The sequence below is a fragment of the Paracoccus sp. MBLB3053 genome (genome assembly GCF_031822435.1).
In the GTDB taxonomy this organism is placed as follows: domain Bacteria; phylum Pseudomonadota; class Alphaproteobacteria; order Rhodobacterales; family Rhodobacteraceae; genus Paracoccus; species Paracoccus aurantius.
This window is the reverse complement of record NZ_JAVQLW010000006.1, coordinates 39,388-58,145: the sequence shown is the minus strand read 5'-3', so window position 1 is coordinate 58,145 and position 18,758 is coordinate 39,388. Positions and strand designations below refer to the sequence as shown.

Annotated in this window: 19 protein-coding genes and 1 pseudogene; 6 read left to right on the top strand and 14 right to left on the bottom strand. The window is 62.5% G+C overall.

Annotated elements, in window-relative coordinates; all coding sequences use genetic code 11:
- Positions 1–19 precede the first annotated feature (19 nt).
- Positions 20–1,183, top strand: coding sequence for a mandelate racemase/muconate lactonizing enzyme family protein (locus tag RGQ15_RS22005; protein WP_311163047.1), 1,164 nt, complete (start codon positions 20–22; stop codon positions 1,181–1,183).
- 110 nt (positions 1,184–1,293) lie between these two features.
- Here the strand turns inward: RGQ15_RS22005 and RGQ15_RS22000 are convergent, their stop codons facing one another.
- Complete coding sequence (locus RGQ15_RS22000; RefSeq protein ID WP_311163046.1) at positions 1,294–1,659, bottom strand: winged helix-turn-helix transcriptional regulator; 366 nt, start codon at positions 1,657–1,659, stop codon at positions 1,294–1,296.
- Between the two features lie 121 nt (positions 1,660–1,780).
- Here RGQ15_RS22000 and RGQ15_RS21995 point away from each other — a divergent pair, with 121 nt between their 5' ends.
- From RGQ15_RS21995 to RGQ15_RS21980, 4 genes and pseudogenes are all read left to right on the top strand, one after another.
- Positions 1,781–3,106, top strand: coding sequence for an NtaA/DmoA family FMN-dependent monooxygenase (locus RGQ15_RS21995; protein ID WP_311163045.1), 1,326 nt, complete (start codon positions 1,781–1,783; stop codon positions 3,104–3,106).
- On the top strand, positions 3,027–3,932 hold the full coding sequence (locus tag RGQ15_RS21990) for an NADPH-dependent F420 reductase (protein ID WP_311163044.1): 906 nt from the start codon (positions 3,027–3,029) through the stop codon (positions 3,930–3,932). Before RGQ15_RS21995 ends, RGQ15_RS21990 begins: the two co-directional genes overlap by 80 nt.
- Positions 3,883–4,002, top strand: a pseudogene (locus RGQ15_RS21985) (IS110 family transposase); the annotation flags it as partial. The gene RGQ15_RS21990 and the pseudogene RGQ15_RS21985, both read left to right, overlap by 50 nt.
- 169 nt (positions 4,003–4,171) lie before the next feature.
- Positions 4,172–4,441, top strand: coding sequence for a hypothetical protein (locus RGQ15_RS21980; protein ID WP_311163043.1), 270 nt, complete (start codon positions 4,172–4,174; stop codon positions 4,439–4,441).
- A 34-nt stretch (positions 4,442–4,475) separates the two neighbouring features.
- On the opposite strand, the gene RGQ15_RS21975 is transcribed toward RGQ15_RS21980, so the two are convergent.
- From RGQ15_RS21975 to RGQ15_RS21950, 6 genes are all read right to left on the bottom strand, one after another.
- A complete protein-coding gene (locus tag RGQ15_RS21975; RefSeq protein ID WP_311163042.1) occupies positions 4,476–5,405 on the bottom strand; it encodes a pirin family protein in 930 nt (309 codons plus the stop codon).
- A 3-nt stretch (positions 5,406–5,408) separates the two neighbouring features.
- Entirely contained in the window at positions 5,409–7,001 is a 1,593-nt protein-coding gene (locus tag RGQ15_RS21970) for an MFS transporter (protein ID WP_311163041.1), read from the bottom strand.
- Positions 7,002–7,038: 37 nt separating this feature from the next.
- Positions 7,039–8,901, bottom strand: coding sequence for an amidohydrolase (locus RGQ15_RS21965; RefSeq protein ID WP_311163040.1), 1,863 nt, complete (start codon positions 8,899–8,901; stop codon positions 7,039–7,041).
- Positions 8,901–9,137, bottom strand: a complete 237-nt coding sequence (locus tag RGQ15_RS21960) for a DUF1427 family protein (RefSeq protein ID WP_155042365.1) — start codon at positions 9,135–9,137, stop codon at positions 8,901–8,903. The genes RGQ15_RS21965 and RGQ15_RS21960 overlap by 1 nt, the downstream gene beginning before the upstream one ends.
- Positions 9,138–9,190: 53 nt before the next feature.
- Positions 9,191–9,871, bottom strand: coding sequence for a hydrolase (locus RGQ15_RS21955; protein ID WP_311163039.1), 681 nt, complete (start codon positions 9,869–9,871; stop codon positions 9,191–9,193).
- A 140-nt stretch (positions 9,872–10,011) separates the two neighbouring features.
- On the bottom strand, positions 10,012–10,974 hold the full coding sequence (locus RGQ15_RS21950; protein ID WP_311163038.1) for an alpha/beta hydrolase: 963 nt from the start codon (positions 10,972–10,974) through the stop codon (positions 10,012–10,014).
- Positions 10,975–11,845: 871 nt separating this feature from the next.
- On the opposite strand from RGQ15_RS21950, the gene RGQ15_RS22435 reads away from it, so the two are divergent.
- Positions 11,846–12,034: a helix-turn-helix transcriptional regulator gene (locus RGQ15_RS22435; RefSeq protein ID WP_409201372.1), complete on the top strand. Its 189-nt coding sequence runs from the start codon at positions 11,846–11,848 to the stop codon at positions 12,032–12,034.
- Here the strand turns inward: RGQ15_RS22435 and RGQ15_RS21945 are convergent.
- The 7 genes from RGQ15_RS21945 to RGQ15_RS21915 all read right to left on the bottom strand — a co-directional run bounded on the left by RGQ15_RS21945 (position 11,999) and on the right by RGQ15_RS21915 (position 18,756).
- Positions 11,999–12,883: a helix-turn-helix domain-containing protein gene (locus RGQ15_RS21945; RefSeq protein WP_311163037.1), complete on the bottom strand. Its 885-nt coding sequence runs from the start codon at positions 12,881–12,883 to the stop codon at positions 11,999–12,001. The genes RGQ15_RS22435 and RGQ15_RS21945 overlap by 36 nt on opposite strands.
- Positions 12,876–13,529, bottom strand: a complete 654-nt coding sequence (locus RGQ15_RS21940; protein ID WP_311163036.1) for a hypothetical protein — start codon at positions 13,527–13,529, stop codon at positions 12,876–12,878. Before RGQ15_RS21940 ends, RGQ15_RS21945 begins: the two co-directional genes overlap by 8 nt.
- A gap of 287 nt (positions 13,530–13,816) precedes the next feature.
- On the bottom strand, positions 13,817–14,890 hold the full coding sequence (locus RGQ15_RS21935; RefSeq protein WP_311163106.1) for an IS110 family RNA-guided transposase: 1,074 nt from the start codon (positions 14,888–14,890) through the stop codon (positions 13,817–13,819).
- A 354-nt stretch (positions 14,891–15,244) separates the two neighbouring features.
- Complete coding sequence (locus RGQ15_RS21930) at positions 15,245–16,132, bottom strand: AraC family transcriptional regulator (RefSeq protein WP_311163035.1); 888 nt, start codon at positions 16,130–16,132, stop codon at positions 15,245–15,247.
- A 585-nt stretch (positions 16,133–16,717) separates the two neighbouring features.
- Positions 16,718–16,990: a hypothetical protein gene (locus RGQ15_RS22465; RefSeq protein ID WP_311163034.1), complete on the bottom strand. Its 273-nt coding sequence runs from the start codon at positions 16,988–16,990 to the stop codon at positions 16,718–16,720.
- A gap of 184 nt (positions 16,991–17,174) precedes the next feature.
- Complete coding sequence (locus tag RGQ15_RS21920; protein WP_311163033.1) at positions 17,175–17,909, bottom strand: amino acid ABC transporter ATP-binding protein; 735 nt, start codon at positions 17,907–17,909, stop codon at positions 17,175–17,177.
- 49 nt (positions 17,910–17,958) lie between these two features.
- Positions 17,959–18,756, bottom strand: coding sequence for a transporter substrate-binding domain-containing protein (locus tag RGQ15_RS21915; protein ID WP_311163032.1), 798 nt, complete (start codon positions 18,754–18,756; stop codon positions 17,959–17,961).
- Between the last annotated feature and the right edge of the window lie 2 nt (positions 18,757–18,758).

The window sequence follows — 18,758 nt, the reverse complement described above, 5'->3', positions numbered from 1 at the left end:
AAACCAAGGAGGCACGCTTATGCGTATTATCGACGTGTGCGAAGTAACCAAGCCGATCTCTTCGCCAATCCGCAACGCCTATATCGACTTCAGCAAGATGACGGCCAGCCTCGTGGCGGTCGTGACCGATGTTGTCCGCGACGGCCGCCGCGTGGTCGGATACGGCTTCAACTCGAACGGCCGCTATGGTCAGGGCGGGTTGATCCGCGAACGGTTCCGCGACCGCATTCTAGAAGCCGACCCCGCAAGCCTTGTCAACAACGCCGGCGACAACCTTGATCCGCACAAGATCTGGGCCGCGATGATGACGAATGAAAAGCCGGGCGGACACGGCGAGCGTTCGGTCGCAGTCGGTACCATCGACATGGCCGTGTGGGATGCGGTCGCCAAGATCGCGGGCAGGCCGTTGTTCAGGCACCTGGCCGAGATGAAGGGGCGCGAGGCAAATCCCCGTGTCTTCGTATATGCGGCCGGCGGATACTACTACCCCGGCAAGGATGACAGTGCATTGCGCAAGGAAATGCGCGGCTATCTCGACCGCGGCTACAATGTTGTGAAGATGAAAATCGGCGGGGCGTCGATCGACGAGGACCAGCGCCGCATCGAAGCCGTGCTGGCGGAGATCGGCAGCGAGGCGCAGCTTGCCGTGGATGCCAACGGCCGCTTCAACCTGGAAACTGCCATTGCCTATGCCAAAATGCTGCGGGAGTATCCACTGTTCTGGTATGAGGAGATCGGCGACCCGCTGGACTACCAGTTGCAAGCGGCGATGGCTGAGTTCTATCCCGGCCCGATGGCCACGGGCGAGAACCTGTTCTCACATCAGGACGCTCGCAACCTGATCCGTCATGGGGGCATGCGCCCTGACCGGGACTGGCTGCAATTCGACTGCGCGCTGTCATATGGTCTTGTCGAATATCTGCGCACGCTCGACGTTCTGGACCAACTGGGCTGGTCGCCGTCGCGCTGCATTCCGCATGGCGGCCATCAGATGTCGCTGAATATAGCAGCCGGCCTCGGCCTTGGTGGGAACGAGAGCTATCCTGATCTGTTCCAGCCCTACGGCGGCTTCCCGGATGGGGTAAAAGTCGAGGATGGGCATATCGTCATGCCAGACATTCCGGGTATCGGCTTCGAAGGAAAATCCGACCTGATCAAGGTCATGCGTGAGCTCGCGGAATAGTATCTGCGGCTTGCGGCTCCCTGTCGGGGAGCCGCAAGCACGGCGCTTTCGAAAGTCTCCCAAGGCTCTTAGCGTACTGACACAATCGCCAACTCAAGCACCGGATGGAATCAGCTTACCTCGGCCCTTATTTCCTTCCGCAGAAAAGCCCAATCAACCAGTGCTTCGATCGCTGGGCCAAGGGCCTTGCCCATGTCGCTAAGGGCATACTCCACCCTAGGCGGGACTTCCGGGTAAAGCGTCCGGGTGACAATTCCGTCCTTTTCCAGGTCCTTTAGCTGTTGGATCAGCATCTTCTGGTTCACACCTTCGACCCTTCGCTCCAGTTCGGAAAACCGCAGGGGTGCCTTTGCCGCAAAAAGCTGGAGAATAATGACGATTTTCCATTTTCCTTCCAGAACGCGCAGCGTTTCACTTGAGGCCGCTGCCCAGACAAGCTGCTGCCTGGGATCCTCGCATCGCCAATCCCGCTTCATAATACTTACCTTCAGGTGAGTTACCCACTTTTTAGTAGGTTCTTGTCAATTTGTCTTCTGCCCTCAAATAGCGTCCTGGCAACAAAATTGTAAGAGGCGGCAGAGCCTCCTGAGGACGGTCATGAGTAAACGACAGATGATCATCGGCATGCATCTGGGAAACGGCTACGGCTCGCAGCCCGGAGCCTGGCGAATGCCGGGGACAGATCCGCGCAGCTATGCCAGCTTCGATGCAAAGGTCCGCCAGGCGCAGGCGGCGGAGCGTGGTAAGCTTCAGTTTCTATTCCTGCCCGATGGCCCTAGCCAGATGGTCGATATCGAAGAGGAAGCTCCGAACTTCAATCTTGATGTCATGCTCACGCTGGCGGCCGTGGCGCGGGAAACCAGCCGCATCGGCCTGATCGCGACCGGCTCCACAACGTTCAACGAGCCCTACAACCTTGCCCGCCAGTTCAAGGCGCTCGACGTGATGAGCCATGGTCGTGCGGGCTGGAACGCCGTTACGTCCAGTGGCGAGGATGTCGCCGCAAATTACGGGCAGCGCATTCCACCCAGCGCTCATCGTTACGGTCGGGCCCATGAAATGATCCAGCTGGTGCAAGCCTTGTGGGGCAGCTGGGGCCGGGAGGCCTGGTTGCACAATCATAACACCGGTCAGTTCGCCAAAGCGGATCAGATCGCCCCGATCAACATGGGCGGAAAGTACGTTGCCTCGCGCGGACCGCTCTATATCCCGCCCTCCGAGCAGGGACAGCCGGTCATCGTCCATGCCGGGGGCAGTCCCAACGCTCATGATCTGGCAGGCCCCTATGCCAGCGCCGCAATTGGCGCAAGTTTCACCATTGAGGATGCCCGCGCCCAACGCGCAGCGTTCCGTGAAGCCGCCGAACGCGCGGGTCGTGACCCTGATGAGATCAAGTATTTCCCCGGCCTGATGACGACGATTGCGCGGGACCGGCGTTCGGCTCTGGACCGCCGGATCGCAATGACCGAGCGGCTTTTTCCGCAGCGGGTGGCTTACCTGCAGCGGATGCTAGGCATCCGGCTTGATCCGGATCGGCTCGATGCGCCGCTTTCGGACAAGCAACTGAACGCGGCCCATCCATCGCCGCGCGATCCGCGGTCAGCTCAAGCCCTCAAGATTGCGCGCGAAGGATGGAGCCTGCGCGACGTGCTGGCCCATGGTGTCATCGACTATCATCCCGTGATCGCGGGACCGGCTATTGAGGCGGCGGATCACATGCAGGAATGGTTTAAGGCCGGCGCCGCAGACGGCTTCTGGATATCGCCCGACATCTACGAGGACGGGATCGACGCTTTCGTCGACGGGGTGATTCCGGTCCTGCAAGAGCGCGGGCTCTTCCACCATGACTACGAGGGCATCACCCTGCGCGACCATCTTGGTGCGCCAACGCAGTACGGGCTTGATCCGCGCATCAGCGGCTGACCTAGCAGACATCATCAACCGGAGAGGAACAACCATGAAAGTAGGCATCATTGGCACTGGAAACATCGGCGGGACGCTTGCGCGCAAGCTGCGAAGCGCCGGTCATGAAGTCCGCATTGCCAACTCGCGCGGCATTGAGGGCGTTCGTGCGGTGGCGAACGAGATAGGCGCAGAACCCGTCGACATCACGGGTGCGGTCAAGGGTGTTGACGCGGTAATCCTTTCGATCCCGTTTCCCGCCATTGCCAACCTGCCCACCGATCTCTTTGCCGGCCTGCCTGCAGAGGTGCCGGTGATCGACACCGGGAACTACTATCCCGGAATGCGCGACCCCAATATTCCCGAGATCGACGAGGGCATGGTCGAAAGCCTCTGGGTCTCCCAGCAGATTGGCCGTCCCGTCATCAAGGCTTTCAACAACATCCTTGCCTATTCACTCGCGGAATTGGACCGTCCTGAAGGGGCAAGCGATCGCCTCGCCGTGGCGGTGGCTGGGGGCGATGCGAAGGCAAAGTCCGTGGCGTGCAACCTTGTCAACGAGGTGGGGTTCGATACAGTCGACGCGGGGGATCTGGGCCAGTCGTGGCGCCAACAGCCCTCAACACCAGCTTATTGCTGCGACTGGAATGCCGCGGAAATGCGCCAGGCTCTGGCGGCCGCACGTCCGGGCGAAGCACCCGCAAAGCGTGACCGCATGATGGAGACATTTGCGGCCCTGGGCGCAAACCCGACGCATGCCGACATCGTCGCCACCAACCGCGTCATGAACGCGCCCGATAGCCAAGCTAAATGGAATGAAGAAGGCGCAGGTTGCGGTGGCGCGTAAGCTCGCTGTCATCTTGCACTGCATCTGGGTCGATGGCACCTCGTTCGAATGGGGAAAAGAGCCAACCTGACCCTCAACACGACCTCGAGATCGCCGGCCTGACGACAGACCTGTGATGTCCCGCCGGGACGGTGGTTGTGGTGACCTCGTTCAATCGGCTGCGGTCTGAAGAACCGCGCTGCGCACGTTGAGGCGCCCGGCCCGAACATCATTATGAGGCCATGACCTCGGAAAGGACCATGACCCCGGCAAGGACTGAAAACAGGCTTGACCCAGACACGCATTTAAAGGGCCGATTGACAGGGGTCTACAGCGCTCGCCTCGAGCTTCGCGATCCTCTGGACCGGACCGTGCTGGTCGAGGTTCCCGACGCGCGTCAGCTGCTTGGCCGCGAAGGCCCGCCCGGCGATTGGGATCGGCAATGGCACCGGGCCGAGGATTGGTACTTCGACGCCGCCGCGCCGCGACATTGCTTTGACATCATTATCTGCCCGGATGAGCGGCGCTAAGGCATCCCGGGGGGATGTGACACCCGGCTCCCGGTCAGGGAAGCGGAATGAACTCGGCATCGTCGCCGGGCGGAAGCTGGAAGCGGCCATGCGCCCAGTCGCCCTGACGCCAGGCTTCCTTGGCGGCATCGATGCGCTCTTGCGACGAGGCCACGAAGTTCCACGAGATATAGCGCGGCCCGTTCAGGGTCTCTCCGCCCAGAACCATCAACCTTGCGCCCCGCCCCCCCGCCTTCAGGGTGATGCGGTCGCCGGGGCGAAAGACCATCATCCGACCCGCTTCGAACTCGTCCCCCGCGACGATCACCGAGCCTTCGGAGACATAGACGCCGCGATCCTCGTGATTGTCCGGCAGCGGAAGCTTGGCGCCCGCCGCCAAGACCGCATCGGCATAGAAGGTTTCGGTGAAGGTCTTGACCGGCGCTGTCGCGCCATAGGCCGAGCCAAGGACGACGCGGACCTGCTTGCCGCCCTCGTCGATCAGGGGCAGCGCCTCGCGCGCGTGATGTTCAAAGCTGGCGTCGCCGTCCTCGGCATGTTCGGGCAGGGCGACCCATGTCTGGATGCCGAAAAGCGAGCCGGGCCTTGTCCGCATCTCCTCGGAGGTGCGTTCGGAATGGGTGACGCCGTTGCCCGCGATCATCCAGTTCACCTCGCCCGGATAGACCATCTGGTCGGCCCCGGTGCTGTCGCGATGGTGGAACTCTCCCTTGTAAAGATAGGTGACGGTGGCAAGCCCGATATGGGGATGCGGGCGCACATCGATGCCGCCGCCGGTCAGGAACTCGGCCGGGCCCATCTGGTCGAAGAAGATGAAGGGGCCGACCATCTGGCGTTTCGGCGCGGGCAGCGCGCGGCGCACCTCGAACCCGCCCAGATCGCGGGCGCGTGGGATGATCAGCGTCTCGATGCTGTCCAGCCGGTCAAGTGGGCATTCCGGATTCTGGGTGGGGTTCCAGCTCATGGTTCAGACCTTCCTTGGGGCGGTGGAGTGGTGGATCTCAGGGGCGGTGCTCAGTAGGGCACGAATGCGGTCCTGCAGCGCCTTTTCCGAATGGGTGACTCGGTCGTGGTGGCGAAGATGCGCAAGCCACGATGCCTCGTGCCAGCTTTCGATCAGCCGGGTCGGGCGGGACGCGTCCTGCCGCAGCACCCAGCCAAAGGCGCCATGCGCGCGGCGGCTGCGGCGCTGGTCCTGCATCAGCGCGATGAAGGCCGCGTAATGTTCGGCCGGGACATCGTAGGTGATCCAGATGGTGGCCGGCTGATCTTCTGGCGCGGCTTCGGGTTCGGGCCAGTGATGCGCCGGGCTGTGATCCTGGGCGGTCCCGCCCAGCCGCGCCCAAAGCGTCAGCGGCACGGCGACAAGAATGCCCGTGGCTGCTACCAGCAAAGCCACCGGGACCGAAGTCTGCGTGGCGATGGTGCCCCAGCCAAGGCTGCCCAGCGACATCGCGCCGGAAAACACCGTCAGATAGATCGCCAGTCCCCGCGCCCGGACCCAGTCCGGCAGTGCCGATTGCGCGGCGACGTTAAGGCTAGAAAGCACCGCGATCCACGACGCCCCGGCAATAAGCCCGGCCAGCAGCGCAAGCGCCTGCCCCGGCACCAACGCCAGCACGACCAGCACGACCGTGGTGCCCGCCGTGCCCAGCATCACCGTCCGGTCGGGGCCAAGCCTTTTGCGAAGCCCCGGCAGGACCAGCGCCCCGCCAACCGCGCCGATCCCGACGGAAGCCAAAAGCGCGCCGTAAAGACCTGCCCCTCCGCCCAACACATCGCGCGCCACCAGCGGCAGCATCGCCCAGAAGGCGCTGGCGAAAAGAAAGAACCCCGCCGCGCGCACAAGAACCAGCCGCAACGGGCGGGTGAAGACCGCATAGCGGACGCCCGCAATCATCGCGCCCACCACATGCTCGGCCGGCAGCTTGCGGGCGGGTTCGGCCTGCGGCTTCCACCAGATCAGCGCGGCGATGACGATCAGGGTCGAGACCGCATTCAGCGCGAACGGCCAGACAAGGCCAAAGGCCGCGATCAGCATCCCGGCCACCGCCGGTCCGATAGCCCGGCTGATGTTGATGCCCATCGAGTTCAGCGCGACAGCCGCCGTCAGGTCCTGCCGCGGAACCAGCTTTGGCACGATCGCCTGCCAGGCGGGCGCGATGAAGGCCGCGCCGCTGCCCAGAAGAAAGGTGAAGATCAGCAAAAGCACGGGCGTCATCGCCCCGGCCTGCACGACTGCGGCCACCACGAATGCCACGATCGCCAGCGCGACGTTCACGACCAGCAGCAGCTTGCGGCGATCGACGATGTCGGCCACGGCGCCCGCGATGATCGCGAACAGGAAGACCGGCAGCGTGGTCGCCGCCTGAACCATCGCGACGATCTGCGGCGACGGCGCAAGGCTGGTCATAAGCCACCCGGCGCCCACGTCGTTCATCCATGTCCCGATGTTGGACACCACCGTGGCCACCCATAGCACTGTAAAGGCGCTTTGCCGGAAGGGGCTCCACGCGCCTCCGGTCGCGGGCGGGGCTGTCGTCTGGGGCATGGCAGTCATGGTTCGGCCCTCCTCGGGCTGTATCGGATCATCATTCTCATACCGCCCAGCAGGCGCAACCCAGCGCGCCCCAGAACCCCTTCAGGTCCGAGACCGGCAGTCTTGCACCCCAGGCGCCAGCGTGGTCGTGTCCGTGGACGCCGCAGGCCGAGGCACAACCGCAGCGGACGGCGGCCGTCTGCGCGATTGCCTGATCCTGCGCGCCCCAGGCCGCGTAGCCGCCGAAATTGCGCACGGGCGACCAGTCCGGCATCGCGGGCGGGATCGGCGCGTCATGACTGGCGAAGTCGCCCTTGGCATAGACCACCTTTCCGCCGACCATGGTCAGGTCGCTGGTGATGTCGGGAATGGCGTCTTCGGGGCAGGAGAAGAAATCGCGGTCCGGCACGATCAGGTCGGCCAGATAGCCCGGAGCAATCCGGCCCCGGCGACCCTCGTCGTTCGAGAACCATGCGACCTTTTCCGTCCACATCCGCAGCGCGGTGTCGCGGTCCAGCCGGTTGCGTTCGGGCGTGATGCGCAATCCGCCCACTGTCCTGCCGCTGATCAGCCAGGACAGGCCCACCCAGGGATTGTAGGAGGCGACCCGCGTCGCATCGGTCCCGGCCGAGGTCCGCACCCCCTTTTCCAGCATCCGCGCGACGGGTGGCGTCGCCTCGGCCGCGCGCGCGCCGTAGCGCTCGACGAAATATTCGCCCTGATAGGCCATACGGTGCTGCACCGCGACCCCGCCGCCCAAGGCCGCGACGCGGTCCAGCGAGCGCTCCGAGATCGTCTCGGCATGGTCGAAGAACCAGTTGATGCCGTCCAGCGGAATGTCGAGGTTCACCTTTTCGAACACGTCAAGCGCGCGGCTGATCGTCTCGTCATAGGTGGCGTGCATGCGCCAGGGCCAGCGGTTCTCGGCAAGGATGCGGACGACCTCTTCCAGGTCATCCTCCATGCCGGGGGACAGGTCCGGGCGGGGTTCGCGGAAATCCTCGAAATCGGCGGCCGAAAAGACCAGCATCTCGCCCGCGCCGTTATGGCGGAAATAGTCGTCGCCCTGCCGGTAGGTCACCGACCGGGTCCATTTCAGGAAGTCCGCCTTCTCCTCCTTGGGCTTCTGGGTGAAGAGGTTGTAGGCCAAGCGGACGGTCAGCTGCTGGTCATCGGCCAGCTTCTGGATGATCTCGTAATCTTCGGGATAGTTCTGCATCCCCCCGCCCGCGTCGATCACGCCGGTGACGCCAAGGCGGTTCAGTTCGCGCATGAAGTGGCGGGTCGAGTTCAGTTGGTAATCGAAGGGCAGCTTGGGTCCGCGCGCCAGCGTCGCGTAAAGGATGGCCGCATTGGGCCTGGCCAGCAGCAGGCCGGTCGGATTGCCGCGCGCGTCGCGCTGGATCTCTCCGCCCGGCGGGTTCGGGGTGTCGCGGTCGTAACCCACGGCGCGCAGCGCGGCCGCGTTCAGCAGGGCACGATCGTAAAGGTGCAGGATGAAGACCGGCGTGTCGGGCGCCGCGGCATTGATCTCGTCCAGCGTCGGCAGGCGCTTTTCGTCGAACTGCTGGTCGGTAAAGCCGCCGACGACGCGCACCCATTGCGGCGGCGGCGTGATCTGGACCTGCCGTCTCAGCATCGACATCGCGTCCGACAGACTGCGGACGCCGTCCCAGCGAAGCTCAAGGTTGTAGTTCAGCCCGCCCCGCACGACATGGGTGTGATTGTCGATCAGCCCCGGCAGGACCGGGCGCCCGCCCATGTCGATGATCCGCGTGCCCTGTCCGGCCAAGGCCAGGATGTCGGCGTCGCGCCCCGCCGCGACAAAGACGCCATCCGCGATCGCCACGGCCTGCGCCTGTGGGGCGGCACGATCCAGCGTGGTGATGCGCGCGTTGTGCAGGATCAGGTCGGGCTGCATCACGATTTCCTTTGCTGATGGGCACTTGGCAGTTCGCCAAACACATGGTTCAGACTGTGTTCGGCGGAACGGTCGGCGGTCAACCAGTGCCAGACGGGCACCGCCTGTTCGCCGATCAGGATGCCCAGAAGTCCGACCAGCGCAACGACCGGCGGCGCAGGCGAACGGACATGCAGCAGGCTGTAGATCAGGCCGACCAGAAGGCCGCAGCCAAGCGAGACGAGGTATAACTTCATGGGACTCTCCCGGGGGCGGTTCGGCCGCGTCCGAGGACGCGGCGCCGTTTACTTCAGGCCTTGACCGGGGCCAGCGTCTGGCCGGTATGGCTGCCGCGTGCGGCGGCCTTGTGGACCATGGTGTAAGCATAGTCGACGCCCATGCCGTAGGCGCCGGAATGTTCGCGGACGACATCCATCACCGCGTCATAGGTGTCACGGCGGGCCCAGTCGCGCTGCCATTCCAGCAGCACCTGCTGCCAGGTCACCGGGATCACGCCGACCTGCACCATGCGCATCATCGCCATGTCATGGGCTTCCTTGCTGGTGCCGCCCGAGGCGTCGGAAACCATGTAGATCTCGTAATCCGTTTCCGCCAGCGCCGACAGCGCGAATGACAGATTGCAGACCTCGGTCCACAGGCCCGAGACGACGATCTTCTTGCGCCCGTTCGCGGCCAGAGCGTCGCGCACCTTGCGGTCGTCCCATGAGTTCATCGAGGTCCGCTCAAGCAGCGGTGCATCGGGGAACACGTCAAGCAGTTCGGGATAGGTATGACCCGAGAAGCTTTCGGTCTCGACCGTGGTGATCGTAGTCGGAATGCCGAAGATCCTTGCCGATTTCGCCAATGCGACGGTGTTGTTCTTCAGCACTTGCCGGTCGATCGACTGCACGCCGAAAGCCATCTGTGGCTGGTGGTCGATCAGGATAAGCTGACTGTTCGCCGGGGTCAGCAGTTCCAGTTTGCTGTTCATCTGTCCGCTCCTTCGTTCTGGGGGTGAGTGGGTTCGAAATGACGATGCCACGCGGAATAGCCGACGAGAATGGCAACAATCTGCACATTACTGTTCCGATTTCTGCAATAATTGGCAGCCAGCCGCGTGGCGCCCGGGCATCAGCCCCGGATGAAGGTCAGCAAGTCGGCGTTGAGCGTGTCGGCGTTCACCGTCAGCATGCCGTGCGATAGGCCGGGATAGGTCTTCAGGCTGCCATTCGGCAGCAGCTTGATCGCCTTGTGGGCCGCGTCGTGGATCGGCACGATCTGGTCGTCCTCGCCATGCAGGATCAGGGTCGGAACGGTGATCGCGCGCAGATCCTCGGTCTGGTCGGTTTCCGAGAACGCCTTGATGCCGTCGTAATGTGCCTTGGCACCGCCCATCATGCCCTGACGCCACCAGTTCTGGATGACGCCTTCATGTACTGGCGCGCCCTCGCGGTTGAAGCCGTAGAACGGGCCGGCGGGCACCTCGCGGAAGAACTGCGCGCGGTTCGCGGCGAGGGCGCTGCGGAAGCCGTCGAAGACCTCCATAGGCAGGCCTTCGGGGTTCGCGTCGGTCTTCAGCATCAAGGGCGGCACGGCGGCGACCAGAATAGCCTTGGCGACGCGGCCCGCGGGCTGGCCGTGCTTGGCAACATAGCGGGCGACTTCGCCGCCGCCGGTCGAATGGCCGATATGAACCGCGTTCTTCAAATCCAGCGCCTCGGCGACCGCGAAGGCGTCGGCGGCGTAGTGGTCCATGTCATGCCCGTCCGAGACCTGCGCCGAACGCCCGTGGCCGCGCCGGTCATGAGCGATCACCCGAAATCCCTGGGTCACGAAGAACAGCATCTGGGCGTCCCAATCATCCGAGGAGAGCGGCCAGCCGTGATGGAACATGATCGGCTGGGCGTCGCGCGGACCCCAGTCCTTGTAAAAGATGTCGACGCCGTCCGATGTGGTCACGAAACTCATGGCTATGTCTCCTTGCAGTTGGGATGGATGCGACGTGGCGAATGCCGCAGGCGAAAGCGCCGTAGCGGCCAGCAGGGCCGCCCCGGAAAGCATCACGCTCCGGCGGCTTAGGATCGGGTCGTTCATTGGCCTTGCCTTGGTCTGCGCTGTCGTTTCACGCGGCGGACCATAGGACGACGCGCGCGCCTTATCTTGTCGCCAAGTCTCTGATTTTGGATAATACGATCCAAAACCACCCCAGCCCAGAAGGCAGGGGGAACAAGGCAGAGAAGACGGCAATGGTAAGACGGTCTGGGGTCAGCAACGAGCGGATGGAATATCTGCGTGTAAGGGACGCGCAGACGGTGCGGGCATCCGTTCTGGACAAGAGCGCCGTGACATTCACGCGGCTATCGCGGGACACCCCGAACCACGGATTTGTCGACCAGCACGCGCCGGAAGACGCCTTCATGATGTCCTACCAGCTGCGCGACTATCATGGCGATCTGTGGGTGGACGGCAGGAATGTCAGCGCCCCGGCCTTCCATGTCGGCAACTTCACCTTCTACGACTACAATCGGTCGTGGCAGGCCAACATGAAATCGGCCTTCGACTGTGTGAACTTCTACATTCCCCGTGCGGCGTGGACGACGCTGGAGGAAGATCTGGGCACAAGGCGCATCGACACGCTGAACATCCGGCCGGGCGGGGATGTGGACGATCAGACCATCCGTGGGCTGGTCGGCGCGCTGCTTCCGTCATTCGCCGTTCCGGGTCAGGCCAGTCGCCTGTTTCTGGATCATGTCGGGCTGGCGCTTTGCACGCATCTGGCCGTGACCTACGGCGAAAGAAGCCAGCCCCGTGCCGTGCATTCCGGTGGCCTGTCCCCCTGGCAGCTGCGGCGCGCAACCGAGTTGATCGAGGCGAATCTGGACGGCGATCTTCAGGTTGCCGATGTCGCGCAGGCCTGCGGCTGTCGCCGTCCTATTTCTCCCGCGCCTTCAAGCTTTCGACCGGGATGCCGCCCTACCAGTGGATGCTTAGGCGCAGGATCCACAAGGCGCAGCATCTGCTGCGGACGACCACCCGGCCGCTTGGCGAGATCGCCCTTGATTGTGGCTTTGCCGATCAGAGCCACTTCACGCGCGTCTTTGCATCCGCCGTCGGGGCGTCACCGGGCCAGTGGCGTAAGGCCGTCCTGGCATGAGCCATGCGCGACCGGGTTGCGAAGCGCGCGGCGCCATTGGCCGGGCGTTTCGCCTTGGATCATCGAAAAGACCCGGGTCAAGTGGCTTTGATCGGCAAAGCCGCAATCCTGCGCCACCTGCGAAATAGGCAGATCCGAACGCAGCATGTCCTTGGCCCGCGCAACCCGGTATTCCAGCAGCCACCGATAGGGGGACTTGCCGAAGCTTTGCTTGAACGCCTTGCTGAAATAGCTTCTTGAAAGCGCGCAGGTTTGCGCAAGCACGTCCAGCGAGAAATCGCCCACTACATGCGAGGCCAGAAACTCCGTCGCCCTCGCCTCCTGCCACGACGCAAGAGTACCCTTTCGGCCGGTGGAAAAGCACAATCCGCCATAGGCCTGCGTCAGATGCGCAAGGATGGCCAATCCGATCTGTTCCAGAAAAAGCCGGCTTGCCTGCTGCGGGTTCGCCAAAGCGGGCAACAGGGCCTGCGCCAGCCCGTTCAGGGTTTCGTCCTGCACAGCGCCAGAGCATTGCAGGCCGTTGAATTCCGGCCGCCCCACCTGTCTTGCAAAGTCCTGAAGGCAGGGGAACGGAATGTGGAACGAAATCCGGTCGAAAGAGGACAGGTAGCATCCCCTCCAACTGGGTCGCAGGTCGTTGATGGTCAGCGTGCGGGCGGACTGGCCGCCGTCGAAGACAAGGTGGCTGCTGCACCAAAGCTTGTGGCTGTGCAGGTCGCGCAATTGCGTCTGGACCTGAAATGCCTCCTCGTCGCCCCAGGTTTCTTCGTGGGATGGAAGCCCGTCGTCGCGGGAATGTCGGCTGGCCGTCATCATGCCCAATTGAAGGGGGATAATATCAGCCATGGTCGCTTGTTAAGCGGTCATCGTCGGAAAGCCCCGTCAAACTCGTCCCGGCATCGGCGCCGTTTGACGCGGTGTCAGGCGGTGCGCTGAAATTGTGCAGAAGATGTGCGCAGATCGCCGTGGCAAGGTGGCGGAACATCGTCGTCGATGACGTATCGGCCCGTTCGAAAAGCGACAGAAGAACGCTGGCAATGCTTGCGATCACCGGATCTGCTTCGCCCCGGCGACAGACAAGTCGCGGCGGAACAGACAGGCGGCCCGCTCCTGCGGAGCGGATCGCCTCGACCTCGGAGAGCAGGGCTTTCGGGATGACCACGGCAAGCGAATGCAGCGAACAGTGAAGCCTGATCGCCACGCCCGCGCGAAGATCCACCAGACAGACCGCGCCGACGCCGTAATGCCTTGGCTCGGTGGAGCCGCCATTCGCATCGATATCGGCGTGCAGGCCATTTTCCAGATAGATCATGAGGAAATAGGCGTCCCGAGGCGGCAGCGTCACGTTGGCGGTCTCGCCTTCACGAAGCGACCTGTTGATCCGGGTCGCCGTGCAGGTGGCGGATCCAACGGGAACGCTTGACATGCAGGGTGCGAGGGGCAGGCCAAAGTACGAACCCACGCAGCCCGGTTTCGATGCAGATACGTCCAAGGCTCCTCCGGCAGTCATCCGTTTCTGGTGAGGCCAGCGATTCAGCCCATTTGTATGTGCCGGCTGCTGTTCGCAATTGAGAATTTGGCGTGGCTGCGGAAGTCGCTCATATGTATTCGGCCTGTTGGATCGGCTCGCGGGCCGTGGCCAAGATGGGGTTACGCACGCCCTTGGTCTCATGAGCGGCAAGGTCGATGATGACCCAAAGGGCTCTCAGACTCTGGGGGCGTATTTGATCCGTTCCATGCTGTTTTCTCTTTCGCGAACTCGGTGATGGCAGTGGAGCGTCAGATCGCCTCAATTGCCATGTCTTTGTCTCGAGCAGTGTCGAAGCTGGTGCCGTGGCGAAGAATGCTCCAAGCGATCCGCGCCAGCTTGTTGGCCAGCGCGATGGCGGCCTTGTTGCCCGGCATGCGCGTTACCACTCCGGCCAGCCAGTTGCCGAAGCTGTAGTTCGGCCACAGGTGAGGGCGCATCATGATGACCCGTGCCGCTTGGACCAGCAGCATCCGCAGATAGCGACCGCCCCGCTTGGTGATCCGGCCGAGGATCGTTCGGCCACCGGTGCTGAACTGCTGCGGGACAAGTCCGACCCACGCGGCGAAGTCGCGGCCGCGGTCGAAGGCCTCTCCCTTGCCGATGGCGGCCACCATCGCCGTCGAGATCATCGGCCCGATGCCGGGGATCGACATGATCCGGGCGCAGCTTTCTTCGCTGCGGCTCACGTCCCTGATCTCGTCAGAGACCCGATCGATCCGCTGGTCCAGCCAGCGCCAATCTTCACGAAGGCCGGTCAGCACTCCGCGCATCCGGGGCGACATCTCATCCTGACGTTGCTCGAGGACAGTCTCGAACGAGTTGTCCAGCGAACGAAGGCCAGCGCAGACGGTGATCCCCTGCTCGATCAGGAAGGCGCGGATCTGGTTGATTGTCGCTGTCCTGCGCGACACCAGGCGAGAGCGCACGCGATGCAGCGCCTGCAAATCCAGTTGATCCTGGTTCTTTTGCGCGACTGTCCGCAGGTTCGCGAGCAGGGCGGCTTCGGCGATCGCCTCGGCGTCGTTGTAATCGTTCTTTTGCCCTTTGTTGAAGGGCTTCACGTAGATTGCGGGGATGATCCGTGGCTCGAAACCCATCCCCCGCAGGGTGCGGCTGACAAAGTGGGCGCTGAGGCAGGCCTCCATCCCGACGATGCAGCGCGGAAGCGCGTCAAACGCTTCTCGGAGAGCAAAACGCTTGATTTTCGTCCGGAGAACAACGTGGCCGGATCGGTCGAAGCCGACCAGATGGAACACGTCTTTCCCGATATCGACCCCAACAACGGTGAGGTCTGCAAGGCTTCCTTGTCTCTTGGCACACATGGCTGCTTGTCCTTGTTGCACGGTTGATCCCGGTTTCAGGATAACCCAACGGTCGGGAAGCAGCCGGCACATCCCATTAGCGGCACTAGGCAGGCGGACAACCCGACCGGTACACGCGTCACGCGCCCGACGCTAGCGACAGGTGAGGAGAAATTCTTGTTCATTCCTGCTTTTGCGATCCCAAAGAAATCCAAAATTCAAGCCATGACCGGCCATCTACCTCGACGAGCGGTGCGGCGGTGGCCGAAGCTTCGACCTACGCCGCAGACTATAGGACCAAGCAAATGCGCGATCTTGTCTCCAAGGCTCGGATTTTGGACAAAGCGACCCCGACGTTGAAACCGCGACGGGCCGTCAGCGCGACGCGCGCCGCCATTGGCCGGGGGTGGTGTTCATCCTTGCGCCGAACACGCGGGTCAGGTGCGCCTGATCGCAGAAACCGCACAGGAACGCGACTTCGGCGATCGAAAGCTCGGTCGTGCGCAACAGCTCCTTGGCCTTCTCGATCCTTTTCAGGATCACCCACCTGTAGGGCGGATGCCCGAACGATTGCTTGAAGGCGCGGGTGAAATGGCTTTGCGACAGGCCACAGGCCGCCGCGACGGTCGACAGCGGGACGTCGGCCGCCAGCTCCGCTTCCAGCAGTTCGATCGCCCGTTTCTTCTGCCATGGCGCAAGACCGCCGCGAACCGGGCCAGGTATGTGCCGGTTTCCATAGGTGGTGCACAGATGGAAGGTCAGGACTGCTGCGATGTGATCCTGAAACAGACGGCTGGCGCTGGCGGGATTGGCAAGCGAGGGAAGACAGGCGCCTATCAGATGCCTCACGACATCATCCTGAATATCCTGCCCCGGCGGCGCGTCCAGAGTGTCGATGCGACGCCCACCGAGGTCCTCCTCGAAGGCGATCAGCGCCGCGCGTGGAATGTGGAAGCCCAGACCGTCGAAGGACGACTTCATGTCCGCAAGCCACGTCCTGCGATAATCGTAGATGGTGAAATTCCCGCGCCTTGAAACGCTGCTGTCGACCTTCCTGCCGTCAACCCAAAGGTCACCCTCGTAGTCGCGTAGGTTGAAGGCAAGGAAGAAGGCATCTTCGTGAAGGGGTGGGTCTATGACCCCGTGCCCGGCATTCGGGCAGGACAGGCGGGCCATCGTCACTTCGGATTTCCCGAACACCGGAGCGATGACGATGTCCGCCTGTCGGGCGCGGAAAAATTCCATGTTTTGGTTGCTGGTCATGGGGTTTCACATGGGGTTCGGGTCAGGTCGTTGCGCAATTCGTCAATTCTGTCGGACTGGTTGGATTTAGCAAATGACTGCAACGGTATAGCAGCAATTTGCGCAGCTGTTTAACACGAGCAGTCCCGCACTCGGTTAAAAAATTCGATACTGAAATTTGTTTGCCTCAATACGACAAGTTGCTATGCCTACCAAGCTGCTGCGTGGGCGCGGTGGACGACTGCTTCGCAATTTTTACTGCGTCTGCAATGCTGCAAGCGCAACGTCAGCAAACCGCCCAAAGTTACTTGGCCACCGTGACGACTTAACCAGGATTGCTGCAGCCGCGAAGGGGGGGGCACCTGCGTACCGACGAAGATCAAGCAGTTCGGATCCGGCCAAAGCATTTCTCGAAATGTGTAGATTTCGCGGCTACGATGGCGGCATACCATCCGATCAAATTCAGCATTCATGTGACAGGGAGGAGCGATGCCATACCCAGACTTCATCACGGGTTTGCCGAATATAGACGTCCCGTTCCCGGACGATGTTGTGCAGACTGCGGTGGTCCGCTCTGACGACGCGCTTGTCGTTTTCTTTACCTTCCTACAGGATCTGAAGCTTCCGGCTCATTCGCATGGCGCTTAGTGGGGAACGGTCGTCGAGGGTGAAATCTTGTTCACGATCGGCGGTGAAACAAAGACTTACAGAGCTGGCGACAGCTACTGCATCCCAACTGGCGTTGAACACGGCGCTTACATAAAGGCCGGTACGCGGGTCATCGATGTTTTCGAGGAGGCCGACCGTTATCCGGTTCGGCGCTAGGGGATCGAAAACCCGCTGGGCGAAGCAAATGAAATCCGCACCAAGAGACTTCATCGCGTACCTACCATTGGAATTGAATAACATAAATCGGATTATGCTAGACGGAGGTATCATTATACCTGCACGTATGAACTCTCTGCCCAGAAATCCGGATTACTGCACTTGCAGCAAATCGCCGCGCAGCCTCCTGCCCGTTCGCCACATACTCAGTGCCCACGGACCTGCTTCTTGAAGCCTGCTACGCTATCTGACCGAGAAAATTCTGCAGCCGCTCGTTCCGGGGATTGTCGAAAAACTCGGCCGGGGCGTTTTCTTCGACGATCACGCCCTTGTCCATGAAGATGACCCGATCGGCGACCGCGCGGGCAAAGTCCATCTCATGGGTAACGCACAGCATGGTCATGCCTTCGCGGGCAAGGTCGATCATGGTGTCGAGGACTTCCTTGACCATCTCGGGATCAAGCGCCGAGGTCGGCTCGTCGAAAAGCATAATCTGGGGCTTCATGCAGAGCGCGCGGGCGATCGCCACGCGCTGCTGTTGACCGCCTGATAGCTGGGCAGGGTATTTTGCTGCCTGCTCGGGGATGCGGACGCGTTCGAGGAAATGGCGAGCGGTGGCCTCGGCCTCGGCGCGGGGCGTCTTGCGGGTCTTCATTGGTGCGAGGACGCAGTTTTCCAGAACCGTCATGTGCGGGAACAGGTTGAAGCTCTGGAAGACCATGCCGACATCCTGACGGACCTTGGCGACATTGTCCCCGCCCGCCGTCAGCTCGACCCCGTCCACGATGATAGTGCCGGATTGAATGGTCTCAAGCTGGTTGATCGTGCGGATCAGGGTCGATTTCCCCGAACCCGAAGGCCCGCAGATGACGATGCGCTCGCCGCGCGCGACGTTCAGACTGACATCGACAAGGGCATGGAACGCGCCGTAAAACTTGTTGACGTCGCGCATGATGATGGCGTGTTCGGACATGGTGCGGCTCCGCAGGGATAGGCCCGGCCGCTTGGGCCGGGCGGTCTTGTCACTGGGCGGTCTTGACGAATTCGGGCAGCGGCTCGCCCAGCCATTTCTGATGCACTGCGTCAAGCTTGCCGTCGCCCTTGGACTGCGCGACGAAGGCATTGATCTTGTCCAGCAGCGCATCCGATCCCGGCGCGACCGCGATCCCCTGAACCTGGCTCGACAGGTCGAACTTCTTGTCGAAACGGTCCCCTGCGGCGGCATTGACCTGCGACATGACGACGTTCGAGGCGCCGATCAGCTTGACCTGACCCGACATCAGGGCCTGAACCGCACTGGCGTCATCGTCGAAGCGGCGAATATCGGCATCGGTCGGCGCAACCTTGGTCACCCCAGTATCCTGCGTCGAGGCGCGGGTGACGGCGATGCTTTGCCCCGACAAAGCCGCCGCGTCCGCAAGCGCGGCGCCCTTATCGCCATAAACGGCGATGCTGATCCCGGCATAGGGCTTCGAGAAATTCACCTTTTCCGCGCGTTCGGCGGTGATTCCCAGCGAGGCCACGAGCACATCGACCTGCCCGGACAGCAGATAGGGAATGCGGTTCGGACCGGTCACCGGAACGATCTCGGCCTTTACGCCCAGATAATCGGCCAGTGCCTTGGCGACATCCGCGTCATAGCCATCGGGCTTGCCGGCGGTGTCGAGGATGCCGAAGGGCGGGAAATCGACCAGCATGCCGATCTTGACCGTGCCCGCGGATTCGATTGCGGCAAGATCGGTGGCCAGCGTCGGGCCAGCCAGACCGACCGCGAGGGCGCTGGCGGCGAGCGTGGCGAAAAGGCGACGATTCAGGTTCATAG

Coding starts and splice junctions, on each gene's coding strand:
- RGQ15_RS22005 (WP_311163047.1), top strand. CDS start 20: ATGCGTATTATCGACGTGTGCGAAGTAACCAAGCCGATCTCTTCGCCA.
- RGQ15_RS22000 (WP_311163046.1), bottom strand. CDS start 1,659: ATGAAGCGGGATTGGCGATGCGAGGATCCCAGGCAGCAGCTTGTCTGG.
- RGQ15_RS21995 (WP_311163045.1), top strand. CDS start 1,781: ATGAGTAAACGACAGATGATCATCGGCATGCATCTGGGAAACGGCTAC.
- RGQ15_RS21990 (WP_311163044.1), top strand. CDS start 3,027: ATGACTACGAGGGCATCACCCTGCGCGACCATCTTGGTGCGCCAACGC.
- RGQ15_RS21980 (WP_311163043.1), top strand. CDS start 4,172: ATGACCCCGGCAAGGACTGAAAACAGGCTTGACCCAGACACGCATTTA.
- RGQ15_RS21975 (WP_311163042.1), bottom strand. CDS start 5,405: ATGAGCTGGAACCCCACCCAGAATCCGGAATGCCCACTTGACCGGCTG.
- RGQ15_RS21970 (WP_311163041.1), bottom strand. CDS start 7,001: ATGACTGCCATGCCCCAGACGACAGCCCCGCCCGCGACCGGAGGCGCG.
- RGQ15_RS21965 (WP_311163040.1), bottom strand. CDS start 8,901: ATGCAGCCCGACCTGATCCTGCACAACGCGCGCATCACCACGCTGGAT.
- RGQ15_RS21960 (WP_155042365.1), bottom strand. CDS start 9,137: ATGAAGTTATACCTCGTCTCGCTTGGCTGCGGCCTTCTGGTCGGCCTG.
- RGQ15_RS21955 (WP_311163039.1), bottom strand. CDS start 9,871: ATGAACAGCAAACTGGAACTGCTGACCCCGGCGAACAGTCAGCTTATC.
- RGQ15_RS21950 (WP_311163038.1), bottom strand. CDS start 10,974: ATGAACGACCCGATCCTAAGCCGCCGGAGCGTGATGCTTTCCGGGGCG.
- RGQ15_RS22435 (WP_409201372.1), top strand. CDS start 11,846: ATGCCGCCCTACCAGTGGATGCTTAGGCGCAGGATCCACAAGGCGCAG.
- RGQ15_RS21945 (WP_311163037.1), bottom strand. CDS start 12,883: ATGGCTGATATTATCCCCCTTCAATTGGGCATGATGACGGCCAGCCGA.
- RGQ15_RS21935 (WP_311163106.1), bottom strand. CDS start 14,890: ATGTGTGCCAAGAGACAAGGAAGCCTTGCAGACCTCACCGTTGTTGGG.
- RGQ15_RS21930 (WP_311163035.1), bottom strand. CDS start 16,132: ATGACCAGCAACCAAAACATGGAATTTTTCCGCGCCCGACAGGCGGAC.
- RGQ15_RS22465 (WP_311163034.1), bottom strand. CDS start 16,990: ATGAAGTCTCTTGGTGCGGATTTCATTTGCTTCGCCCAGCGGGTTTTC.
- RGQ15_RS21920 (WP_311163033.1), bottom strand. CDS start 17,909: ATGTCCGAACACGCCATCATCATGCGCGACGTCAACAAGTTTTACGGC.
- RGQ15_RS21915 (WP_311163032.1), bottom strand. CDS start 18,756: ATGAACCTGAATCGTCGCCTTTTCGCCACGCTCGCCGCCAGCGCCCTC.